General features: G+C 67.0%; 5 protein-coding genes. 3 read left to right on the top strand and 2 right to left on the bottom strand.

Annotation, left to right across the window (positions count from 1 at the left end; genetic code table 11):
• Positions 1-25: 25 nt before the first annotated feature.
• Positions 26-1,837, top strand: coding sequence for an RCC1 domain-containing protein (locus AC0IZS_RS22795; protein WP_471637732.1), 1,812 nt, complete (start codon positions 26-28; stop codon positions 1,835-1,837).
• Positions 1,838-1,850: 13 nt separating this feature from the next.
• Here AC0IZS_RS22795 and AC0IZS_RS22790 read toward each other — a convergent pair whose 3' ends face one another.
• Both AC0IZS_RS22790 and AC0IZS_RS22785 read right to left on the bottom strand, forming a co-directional pair.
• Entirely contained in the window at positions 1,851-3,437 is a 1,587-nt protein-coding gene (locus AC0IZS_RS22790) for an amidase (protein ID WP_471637731.1), read from the bottom strand.
• A gap of 2 nt (positions 3,438-3,439) precedes the next feature.
• Positions 3,440-4,411 (bottom strand): Bug family tripartite tricarboxylate transporter substrate binding protein, encoded by a 972-nt coding sequence (locus tag AC0IZS_RS22785; protein WP_305745436.1) that lies wholly within the window; start codon positions 4,409-4,411, stop codon positions 3,440-3,442.
• A gap of 210 nt (positions 4,412-4,621) precedes the next feature.
• Here AC0IZS_RS22785 and AC0IZS_RS22780 point away from each other — a divergent pair, with 210 nt between their 5' ends.
• Positions 4,622-5,533, top strand: coding sequence for a LysR family transcriptional regulator (locus tag AC0IZS_RS22780; protein ID WP_471637730.1), 912 nt, complete (start codon positions 4,622-4,624; stop codon positions 5,531-5,533).
• 125 nt (positions 5,534-5,658) lie between these two features.
• Positions 5,659-11,583, top strand: coding sequence for a JAB domain-containing protein (locus tag AC0IZS_RS22775; RefSeq protein WP_471637729.1), 5,925 nt, complete (start codon positions 5,659-5,661; stop codon positions 11,581-11,583).
• Positions 11,584-12,449: the final 866 nt, after the last annotated feature.

Below are 12,449 nucleotides of genomic sequence, written 5' to 3'. Positions count from 1 at the left end.
TCTCCCGCCTTCAAGGACCATGACCATGCACAGCACAACCAGCGCACCGCGGCTTCTCCAGAAAGTGGTGCTGTTCACCGCAGCGCTGCTGCTGTCCGCAGCCTTTGCGCCAACGGTGGCCATGGCCACCACCGTGAGCATGGGCCACAGCCAAGGGTGCTCTGCAGCGGACACTGGGAAGGTGACCTGCTGGGGCAGCCCGTCCTTGCCAGGCCTGGAGACCTACGCCAAGGATGTCAGGGTGGGCAAAGACTTTGGCTGCGCACTGGCGGGCAACAACGTGCGGTGCTGGGGGAACAATGATTTCCTGCAGCAAGGAAAGCTCTCGACCTGGGGAAGCATCGCCGATGTCTACGCCACGCAGATCGCCACCGGTGCAACGCATGCCTGCGCGCTGGTCTACACCTACGTCCAATGCTGGGGCGATGCCAGCCAGGGGCAGCTCGGCCAGGCGTACATGGTGCCGACGGCGGAGGCCGTCCAGGTCGAAGGGCTGTCGCGGGTCAAGCACGTGGCGGCAGGCAATGGCAGCACCTGCGCGGTGCGGCAAGACGGCACGGTGGTTTGCGTGGGTGCCGGCAGCGGCCTGGTGGAGGGAAGCATGGACCCCCGCCTGCCGCGCACCGTGCCCGGCATCACCGATGCGCAGGAGGTCGCGCTCTTCGACGGCCATGCCTGCGTGCTGCGTACGGGCGGCAAGGTGTCCTGCTGGGGCAGCAACCAGTACGGCGAGCTGGGCATACCAGCCAGCAGCGCCCCGCAGACAAGCCCCGTGGAGGTGCCCGACCTGGGTGCGCCAGCCAAGGCCGTGGCAGTGGGCGATGGCTACAGCTGCGCACTGTTGACCAACGGTACCGTGAAGTGCTGGGGCAACCATGCCAACGGCCAGTTGGGCATGGGCCTGGCGCCCGGCACCGCGACACCGGCCACGGGCTTGGTCCCGGGCATCACCAACGCCACCGCCATCAGCGCCGGCAAGACAGCGGCCTGCGCCGCCCTCGAAGGTGGCTACGTGCAGTGCTGGGGCGAAGGCGCCGGCTGGAGCAGTGCCCAGTGCCGCGTGCCTGGCGGGCTGTACCCGGGCGTCCCCGCCTCCTGGGGCCCCATCGTCGACCTCACCATCTGCCGCCCGCAAGGCTCTGCCGCGCCCATGGCCGTGCAGGGCCTGGGGCCAGCCAACGATGCGGCGCAGGTGCTCGACTGGGCCGAGAAGACCTTGCCGCAAACCTTTGCCCCGCAGGCTGGCACCGTGCCCGCCGGTATCGACAAGGATCTGATGTACGTGCGCGACTACCCCGGCGGCCACAGGTTGGCCATCAACGCTCACGGCACCCCGCGGCTCCTGTACACGGGCCCCTTGAGCGCAGGCCAGGTGGCCGACCTGGGGGCCCTGAGCCAGTGGATCAGGGAGGCCGCGCTGCATGAGGGGCTGGGCAGCGGTCTTCTGCTGCAGGCAGACACCCACACCAACGCCATGCCGGGTCCCCACCCGTGCGCCTATTTGCAAACCCGCTACGGCATCCGTGGGGGCGCCAGCGCCCTGCCAGAGGGGCTGATGAGCAGCTCGGTGCAGGTGACGGGCGGGGGCCGGTCCGTGGAGCACATCGCACAGGGCGGGCACCGCAAGACGGTGCTGATCAATGATATCGACTGGATTGCCGACGGCACGCTTGTTCCCGGCCCCGGGGCGAGGCTGGAGCCCGTGCACCTGGGCTCTGCGGTCGGATGCTCGCTCTTCGCCAGTTTGCAGGGTGACGTGGAGGTGACCGTCTTCTACACCGCAGGGAACCGCAAGGGCGCATTGCGCACCCGCGCGGCGATGACGACGTCCTATTGACGCGGCCCGCCGCCTACACCACCGACACTGTCGCAGCAGCCCCCTGCGCCGCCCCGCCCAGTACCGGCGGCGTGGTCACAATCGACCGCAAGTCCGGCACCGCCCGCCGCAGCGCCGCCAGATCCGGCCGGGGCCGGCGCAGTTCGGGCCGGGCCGCAAACGCCCGCTCCATCGCCAGCGATGCGCCCAGCACCTGGTGGTCCTGCCGAAACCCGCCCACGATCTGCAGGCCAAACGGCATGCCCGCATGGTCCATGCCGCAGGGCAGCGACAGCGCCGGGTGCGTCATCAGCGTGACCACGTAGGTCAGCGACAGCCAACGGTAGTAGGTCGCCTGCTGCTCGCCGTTGATGACATCGGCATACAGCTGCGTCCACGCGAAGGGCGAGACGGGCGTGGTGGGCGACAGGATCAGGTCGTAGTCGGCAAAGGTGCGCTGCGTGGCCTGGATGATGCGCGTCTGCTCGGCCTGGGCCCAGGCGCTGTCCAGCAGACTCATGCGCTTGCCCATTTCGTAGTTGGCGCGTGTGTTGGGGCCCAGGCTGTCGGGGTCGCGGTCGTAGGCGGCTTGCATGCCGGCGACAAAGGCCTCGGCGCGCAGCACGTCGAAGCAGCGGTGGGTGTCGCCCAGGTCGAATGTCACCTCGTCACAGCTGCGGAACAGGTGCCGCATGGCCGCGATCTTGGCGCGGAAGATGGCGCGTATGCCCTCGTCCACGGCGCAGGTGCCAAAGTCCTCGGTGTAGGCCACGCGCAGGCGGCCCAGGTCCAACTCGGGCGGGGTGAGGAAGCCCATCGCATCGAGCGGGTAGCTCAGCGGGTCGCCCGCGTGCATGCCGGCCGATGCGGCCAGCTGCAGGCAGGCGTCTTCCACCGTGCGGCCCATGGGGCCGACCACCGAGATGGGCGTCCACCCCAGCGGCTTGCGCACGCTGGGCACCACGCCGGGCGAGGGGCGAAAACCCACCACCCCGCACTTGGCTGCGGGGATGCGCAGAGAGCCCCCGGTATCGGACCCAGTACACACCGGCAACAGATCGCAGGCCAGCGCCGCGGCCGAGCCGCCCGAGGAGCCCCCGGCATTGAGGTTGGGGTTGAACGGGTTGCCCGTGGCACCCCACACGGTGTTGCGCGAATTGGCGCCCGCGCCCAGCTCGGGCACATTGGTCTTGCCGGCCACGATGGCACCGGCCCGGCGCAGGCGCGCCACCAGCTCGATGTCCTGCGTGGGCACATGGTCGCGGTAGATGGCCGAGCCCCAGGTGGTGAGCAGGCCCTCGGTGGGCTCCAGGTCCTTCACGCCCAGGGGCAGGCCGTGCAGCAGGCCCAGGGGTGCAGTGCCATCCACCACGGCCTGCTCGGCCGCGCGTGCCTCGGTGCGGGCGCGGTCGAAGCAGGTGGCGGTGACGGCGTTCACGAAGGGGTTGATGCGCTCGATGCGGTCGATGCAGGCCTCGAGCAGCTCCACGGGCGAGATCTCCTTGCGCCCGATGAGCCGGCGCAGCGCCACGGCGGATTGCTCCACCAGCGCGTCGCCAGGGCGGCTGGCAGTGTCTGGGCGGTCGGATTGAACAAAGGTGGACGAAGCGATATCGGGCATGGTCAGTCGGCGGTGATGTTGGAACGTGCAGCCACGGCGCGCATCGTCGGCAATTCGCGCTGGATCAATTCGCTGGCCGCAGCGCCGCTGCTGAACGCCGGCTCCATGCCCTGCGCGGTGAGCTTGGCCTTGGTCTCGGGGTCGGCCACGGTGGTGGCCAGCGCCTTCTCCAGCTTGGCGCGCACCTCGGGTGGCAGGCCCCTGGGGGCGGCCACCACCAGCCAGGTGTCCAGGTTGATGTCGGGGTAGCCGGCCTCGGCCAGCGTGGGCACGTTGGGCAGCAGCGGCGAGCGCTTGGCGGTGGTGACGGCAATGGCCTTGATCTTGCCGGTCTTGAGCTGCGGGATGGCGGCGCTCACCGTGTCCACGGTGAAGGGCACCTGCCCGCCCATCAGGTCCGTCATGGCCGGGGCGCTGCCCTTGTAGGGGATGTGCGCCATCTTCAGCCCCGTGGCCTGCAAGATGGTCTCGCCCGCGAAGTGCGCCGTGGTGCCGCTGCCGAACGATCCGTACGAATACTTGCCCGGCGCTGCCTTCACGTAGTCGACGAACTGCTTGACGCTTTGCACCGGCACCTCCTGGTTGGCCAGCAATATCAGCCCCGTGCGGCCCGAGATGCCGATGGGCTCGAAGCCCTTGACCGGGTCGTACGGCAGGTTGCTGCGGATGGCCGGGTTCACCGTGAAGGTGGTGCCCGAGCTCATGAGCAGCGTGTACCCGTCTGCCGGCGCCTTGCTCACGTAGCTGGCGCCGATGATGGTGCCCGCCCCCGCGCGGTTCTCGATCACGATGGGCTGGCCCAGCGCCTGCCCCATGCGCAGCGCGATCACCCGGCCCAGCACATCGGTGGCGCCACCCGGCGGGAAGGGGATCACCAGCGTGATGGGCTTGGTGGGGAATGCGGTTTCGGCCGCCTTCGCGGGGGCACTGAACGCAGCCAGCGCGGCCACACTGGCCAGGCCGGCGAACAGCATGGCGTGCAGGCAGTGGGCACGCGCAGGGCTGGATCGGGTGGCAGACAGCGGCATCGGTGTTTTCATGAACAGCATTCCTGAAAGAGAGGTCGGTTGGTCGTCAGCGTCACATCCACGCCATGCAGCCATGGTAGGAGCCGGTATTGAATGCAACAAGCGCAATGTTTAGAATTGTCGATTGCCGAAAAAGCAATCGACACGGAGCACCCCATGGCCAGCCACATCCTGCAAGAGACCGCCGTCCGCTACTTCCTCGAAGTGGTGCGCGCCGGCTCCGTGAAAGACGCCGCCCTGCGCCTGAACGTGGCCCCCTCCGCCGTGAGCCGGCAGGTGGCCCGCCTGGAGCGCGAGATGGACACCCTGCTCTTCGAGCGCCAGGCGCGCGGCATGGTGCCCAATGCCGCAGGCGAGCTGCTGGCCGCGCACGCCAAGCGCGTGCAGCAGGACAACGAGCGCGTGCTCGGCGACATATCCGCCCTGCGCGGCCTGCGCAAAGGCTTTGTGCGCGTGGCCAGCGCGGCCGGCTTTGCCTACGACCTGCTGCCCACGCTGATTGCGCGCTTCGGCGAAACGTATGAGGGTATCCGCTTCCACCTGGAGATGTGCGCCCAGGGCGACGTGCCGGGCCGCATCCGCGACGGCGAGGCCGACATCGGCATCACCCTGAGCGGCCTGCCCGAGCCCGGCATCAAGCTGGAGCTGCGCCACCCCTGCCCGGTGCTGGCCGTCATGTCGCGCCGCCACCCGCTGGCCGCGCAGCGCCAGCTATCGCTCAGCCAGGTGGTGGCCTACCCGCTGGCCCTGCCCACGCCGGTCAGCTCCATCCGGCAGTTGCTGGACACCAGCTGCAGCCGCCAGGGCCTGCAGTACGCCACCGCCATCACCAGCAACCATGCCGACTCGCTGGTGAGCTACGCCGCCACCGCGCCCGAAGCCATCGCCTTCTACGGTGAACTCTCGGTGCGCACCCGCCTGCAGTCGCTGGATCTGGTGGCCATTGCCCTGCGCGACCGCGAGATGAACGAGCGCTACCTGGAGGTGCAGACCCTGGCCGGCCGGGCCCTGCCGGCGGCGGGCAAGGCGTTCGTGCAGTTCCTCACCGAGCACATCAAGGCCGGGTAGCGGCGGGCAGGCGGGCGGGTGGGGGTTGGCCCCCCGCCCTGCTGCATATATGCCGGCACTCCTCAGCGACTGATCCGCGCGCCAGAGTGGTCTCGTACCACCAACCTCCGCGCGGAGCCCTTTCCATGAACCTGTACGAACTGGCCTCGCAAGACGAGGCCTGGGGCGCTTTCACCCTCGACGACGACACCACACCGTTGTCCGCCTGGCCTGCGGACCCGCCCGCCTCCATGCCGCCCGGCCCAGTACCTCTTGACGCAGCCCTGGATGCTGCCGCCCGCGAATACGGGGTGGACGCCGACGTGCTGCGCGCGCTGGGCCACGGCGGCTCGGTCGATTCCATTTTCGACACCGCAGCCTCGCTGCGCTCGCGCCTGGAGGCCTTCGATGGCGACTACGCCCAGGCCCTGGCCTCCTACCGCTGGGAAGAAGAGGGCAACGCTGGCGATGCCTCACCGGCCGCTGCACCCCTCGCGCCCCCAACGCTGGCCGATGCGCGGATGCCCGCCCCGGGGCCTGCACCGGCGCCGGCCCCCTCGGCACGGCCCAGGCCTGCAAGGCCCCAGGCAGCCGCGCCCGCGCCAGGGGCGCCGCCATCGCAAGCCGTAAGGCCAGACCAGCCCCCTGCCCCGCCAGACGGCAGGCTGGGCGCCGCTGACGACCCGCGCAGCCTGGTGTACCGCCAGGCGCCGACAGCGCAGAAGCCGTTGGCGGACGCAGCCAGGAGCCAGCCGGGCAGCAGCACCGACGCGGCCAGCTTTGCCCCGGCGCGGCCCGAGGTGCGCCAAGCATTGGGCAACACCTGGGACGCGGCCAGCCCCGGGGAACGCCAGCGCATGCAATCCATGCCCGGCTGGCAAGGCCAGTTGGCACGCGAGCGGGCGGCACAGTACGCCCAAGCGGACAAGGGGGTTCTGGCCGCATCGCCGACGGCGGCCCTGCTCGATGGCCGGGCAGAAAGCCGCGCAAAGGCGCCGCCCGCCGCAGGCGCGGCTCCACGCACGGGTGGCAACGAGAGGGCGCAGGCCCCTTCCGCGCGGCCAAGCGCCGTGCCTGCGGTGGCGGTCGAGCCTGCATCCCTGCCGCAGCGCAGTTGGGGCGAGGCATTCTCAGACATCACAAAATCCGTCGCCCAGGGCCTGCTCGACGTGGCATCGCTTCCGGGCGTGGCCTACAGCGCAGCCACGGGCGACTACGACACGGCGTACCTGAATGCCATCCGCGGCACGCAAGAGGTGCTGCAAGACGAAAAATCGCCCGCCTTTCAAGCCCAGGCGCAGGCCCTGCAACAGAAGCTCGCCACGGCCGAAGGCTGGCGCGAAAAGCTGGCCGTGGGCGGGTGGGAGACGCTGACCGACCCAACCTTGCTGGGCGATACCCTTGCACGCAGCGGGCCAGGCATGCTCGCCGGGGGCCTGCTCGGGCGGGCTGCGGGTGGCGCGGTTGACGCTGCGGGCAATGCGCTGCTGGGCCGCACCATCGCCACCGGGTCCGAAGCGGCAGCGAGATCGGCCGTGGCGCTCAAGAACGCAGCGCCCGCCATGGCATCGGGCACCGCCGTCGGCGCATCGACCGCGCAGCAAGGGGCCTCGGTCGCCAACGACCTGTATGCAGAACTGCGCAAGCTGCCCGCGTCCGCCTTTGCGGCGGAGCCGGAGTTCCAGCAACTGGCCCGCGAGCACGGCCCGGACAAGGCACGCGACATCCTGGCCGCAGCAGCCACCACCCGCGCATTGCTGGTGGGCACCGGGGCGTCAGTGCTGTCGATGAAACTGGTGCCCGGCGGCGATGCCATCGAAAAGATGTTCCTGCCATCGCACCTGAAAGGCGGCGCGGCGCGCGAGGCCGTGAAATCCAGCTCCTTCCTCACACAGCCACTGACGCGCGGGATGCAGGGCAACCTGGGCACCCAGGCGCTGGAGATCGCAGTGCAAGGGCTCAAGCACGGCACGACCGGTTCGATCACCGAAGGGGCTGAAGGAGCATCGGGCGCCGTGGCCCAAGGCCTGGAACTCTCGCGCGCCGGCCAGGATGTAAAACTCGGCGACATGGCGGGCGAGGCCGCAGGCCAGGGCATGGCGGCCGGCTTTGCCATGGACGGCGCGGCCGGTACGCGCGGCGCAAACGCCGCACCCCGCGTGCAGGACCAGCCGACACAGCCAGGCACCCCACCCGCCTCGCCCCCGCCAACCGCAACGACCATGGCACGCGGGCAAACAGCGCCCGAGGCGCCCACCGCCAGCGGCCCCGCAGCGCCCCCGCCCCCCTCTCCAGGGGCGGCCCTTGCTGCGGCACCGCTGCCCGGGTATCCACAAGCCTTGCAACCCGACAGCAGGGCCACCTGGTCGAATGCCGCCAGCGCCACAAGAAAAGCCCAGGCGGAGGCCGAGATACTGCGCCAGGCCGAGGCTCTGCCGGCGCGCGATGCCGCAACCGGCGCGACGCCCACACCACCCTCTGCAGCTCCATCGGAACCGCCCGCGATGTCCATGCAGGGATCGACGGACGGCAATCGCAGCAGCACGCAGCAAGGCGCCGACGCCTTGCCGCAAGGACAGGTCAGCAGCAATGCGGGCCAAGCTGGCACAACCGCTGCCGCAGACCCAGCCGCCAATGCACCCGGCACCCAAGCCCCAACGCCTGCTGCTGCGAATGCCGAAGCCAATGCAAGCACCGCAGAAGCAGCACCAACAACCACCCAGCACGGCACAGCCCGCCACACCGCAGCGTCCCAGGTCCAGCCCCCGACTCCGGCCCCCATAGACGTACAGGTCCAGGCCCTCGACTCCGGCATGCTCGTCGTCGGCGGCGATCAGGCCACCATCCTTGTACACCTGCAGGCAGGCGGCGTGCGCGGTGCCGAACCGTTTGCGGGCGTGACCCTGGTGCCTGTGGACCAGGCGGCACTGGCACAACAGGTGCTAAGCCTCCCTGCAAAGGGCGCTGCACCGACCGGCAGGGTATCCGAACCACGCTATTCGGTGCCAGATGGCGGCGATGGGCAGGTTGCGAAAAGGCGCATGTCTGATGACGTGCAGGACAACTTGGAGGCGAAGCCACGAGGGGATGCTGGCGCCTTCTTTCCCCGCAACGTTGCCTACGCCAGCAAAGCGCGTCAGACATCAACCGAAGAAAGCCATCCCGACTACACTTTGCACGATGACCGAGTACCAAGCTCCTCAACCGGACCCAGTGACGGGGATCGTACGCATGCCGTTTCATCGGATGCTGCCACCCCTGTCATTTTGCGGAGGATGGGAAAACAGGGAGTCGTGCTACGAGACGCGCGGCTTCCTGATCTGGGAGCAGGACGGGCAAGAAGCGGCTCCCCCGACCCTGACCACGCTATCGCAGCCCACCCACGGAACGGCAAGGACCGCCTGTCAGCACGCGAGCCTGCCCAGCCAGACGATGGATACAGCGTTGGCACAGCGTACTTGGCAAAAGGCGCCGTTGGCGGACCTCGCGGTGGAGGATCCCACCAAAGAGACTTCACGGCACCCCGGGCCACTCTTGTGGGACTTGGAATTGCCGAGCGCATCGCCGTTGCCGGCAGCCTGGCCCTTATCGGTGAGCGGGTAGATTCGCCAGAGCACCTGGCAGAGCTTGCGCAGGTCTACCGGGATCCCCGGTACGAAACGTTTCGGGTTTTCTTCATCAAAGACGGCAAGGTGGTGCATGCCACGGGCGTGAGTGCGCGCCTGCCCGACAGAACGCCGATGGTGCCTGCGGGCATGACTGAGGCACAGTACCTTGCGCAGTTCCGCGAGGGCATGCGCCGTACCGGGGCCCAAGGCTACTACATTCTGCACAACCATCCATCGGGCAATCCGCAGCCAAGCCCCGAGGATCTTGAGCTGACAGAGCACCTTGCCCGGCAGGTGCCCGGGATGCTCGCGCATGTGGTCATCAACAGCAATAAGTACGCGGTTGTCACGCCGCAGGATGCAGCGCAACGGGTGGCGCCCGAAGCGATGGTTCACCTGAAACACTTTGGTCCTGACATGCTGCTTCGGGCAAGCAAGCCGATGGCAGCTCTGGGCGAGACTATCCAATCATCAGATGCACTGGCGATGGTGGGCAAGTCCATGCAAAAGCCGGGCTGGATCACATTGGTTGGCATTGGTTCTGACAGCCGCGTTCGGGCCATCGCAGAAGCCCCCTCAAACATTTTCGCGCGCAGCCCCGCCTACCTGGCAGCCTCGGTCCGCAGATTCTCCCGAATGTCGGGGTCTCCCCAGGTGTTTGCGGTAGGCGATGCCGGCGATATCAACAACAGCCCGGTGCGCCGGGCTGTCGAGGCAGGCATCCTGCGAGACGCCGTGACTGACTTGGGGCAATCGTTGGCCGAGGGGGGACGCATGCCCGCAAGGCGCAACGACCGCGCGCACTTTCGAGACAACACCGAGAGTGCCAATGGACAGCAACCAGAGTTCTCCAACGCTCACCCAACTCCCGCCCCTGTGCGCGTGGAAATGCAGCGCGACGGCACGCTGATGGTCCGGGGCGACCCCGTACAGCTACAGGAACGCCTGCGCCAAGGCGGCGTGGACCGCGTGCTGCGGCGCGAGGGCGGCGTGGTTGTCGGGCTCGACCAGGTGCGCAAGGCGCGGCAGTTGCTGCAGCAGCCACCAAGCGCCCCGGCCTCGGCGGGCCCCTCCCTGCCCTCCTTGCCTGGCCAGCAATTCAGCCGCAGCGCACCAGATCAAGCTTCACAGGCCAGGGGCCTGCCCTCCAAGCCCGCCACCGTGCAGTCCGTGCGCGCCGCAGTGGCCAAGCTCACCAACAGCATGGGCCTGCTCGCAGAGGGTCGTGGCCGCGTGGTGGTGGCCACCTCGGCCGACATCCAGGCGCACTGGGAGCCCCTGGTCGGCAAGGTGGACATGGGCTCGCCGGATTCGGGCTTGGCGCAAGGTTTCTACGACCCCAACAGCAAGACCGTCTTCCTCATCGCCGACCACATCGAAGCCGGCCAGGAGATGGCCGTGGCAGCGCACGAGCTGGTGCACAAGCATGGCAAGGCGGTGCTGGGCGAAGCGGGGTGGAGGCAACTGCACGAGGTGATCGGCAGTTGGGCAAACAGGCCCGAGGGGAGCCTGGAGCGCCAGGTCTACGACGAGGCCGCAGCGCGCGTGCAGGCTTCGCGGCCAGACAGCGCAGATGCTGCTGCCTACAGCAGCGAAGAACTGTTCCCCTATGCCGTGCAGGTGGCGATCGAGCTGGGCGTGCAGCCTACCGCACTGATGCCGAACAACTCGGTGCAGGGCTGGCTGGCGCGGGTGCGCGTCTCGCTGAAGGACGTGATCGGCAAGCTGACGGGCAATCCGCAGGCTTTTGATGGGCAGGACCTGGTGGATTTGGCGTTTGGCATTGCGCAGTTGGAGCGCTCAGCCTCGGCCCCGCCGCAGAACGGTCTTGAGCGGCCCAACGGCAGCGCACCTTCCGCCCCGTACCTTCCCATCCAGATGAGCCGCGATGCTGGCAAGGACGGTGCGGGTGCGGCGCCGGAGAAAGGCCCGCTGGGGTCGGAGAACAATCCGCGTCCGGTTCCGCTCACAGACTTCAAGGTTCGAATAACTACGGACAACGACCCAAGTAACGCCATTACGATACTCGTGGACGGAGAGTATGTTGTTTTTGCCAGCATCGAAATAAAGGATGGCAACCCCATCCTGGCTATTGGAAAAAATGGACAAAAGAAGTCAGGAGAGTACGTAAAAATCGACGCCTATGGAGTAACAGAGGCGATACTGAAAGCAGTGATTTCCTATTACATTGAAACCACGGGGAGCCCCCCGATTGAATTACCTGGGAGTTTGGCTTATGGTAATCTTGAAAATTTTCAAAAAGAGTTCGACAAACATCGTGAAATAAATCACAATGGCACAATGGATGATTGGGCGCAGTCCGCAATAAGGGAAATGTCGTTCGGCAGGGCTAGGCAGAAGCTGGGGTATGGGTTTTTTGAAATAGAGTTATTTGGTTCTGTCAATGTCGGCGATTTGAAGGGCGTACCCAAAGAGGTAAATATTATTGCAAGGCGCTATTGATTTTTGAAGGAGTTATCATGGCGGGTTTAAGCGAGGAAAGTTTGGAGAGGCTGAAGTCTTTTCTTGGGAGGGATGTTTCTCAGGAATGGGGGAGTTGTCGCGATTACATGGATGTGTACAATCTGCATATCGATGATTTGCGTGGACTTGCTCGGAAGAATCCGGGTGTTTACATGGAAATATACATAATGCACCTTCTCGGAAAGGGGGGTCTTCGGAATGCGAAATCATTTGGATATTATGTTGTTCACAAAAATGAAAATATTGATGACTGGTTGAGAGATAGTTACCAGGAAGGATAAGGTAATTTTCTGCGAAATCTATAAGGATGGTCTGCAGAACCCCATTCGCCAGACCGGCACAGCCTGATATCGGGCACAGGGTCACCTGATGCCTGCGCAATCCGCTTTGTGGGCCGGTTTGACACCGTTTGCAGGCCCGTTCCAGCCCTTGTGGCGCCACCTCGAAACGGCGAGTTCGAATGCGGTCGCGGCACGCTGGCTGGACTTGCTGAACAAAGCAAAGAGATCGACTCGGAAGTGATCGCCCTCTGCAACGGATCTTCTACAGCCGCGACAGACGATCCAGTGACGTAGCAGACTGCCCGGAGCCCATAGACGTGCCGATCCAGGGGCTCTCTACCCCGGCATGCTCGTCGTCGGCGGCGACCAGACCACCATCCTGGCGCACCTGCAGGCCGGCGGCGTGCGCGGTGCCGAACCATTCGCGGGTGTGACTCTGGTGCCCGTGGACCAGGCGGCACTGGCACAGCAGGTGCTCAGCCGCCCACCCGCTGCGTCGGCTGGCCCGGTTGGCACGCAGGCAGATCGGGGGTCTCAGCGCGCATCGGCAACGGCCACCTTGCC

The organism is Acidovorax sp. AC410 (genome assembly GCF_979253235.1).
This window is presented reverse-complemented; position numbering and strand designations above follow the sequence as displayed.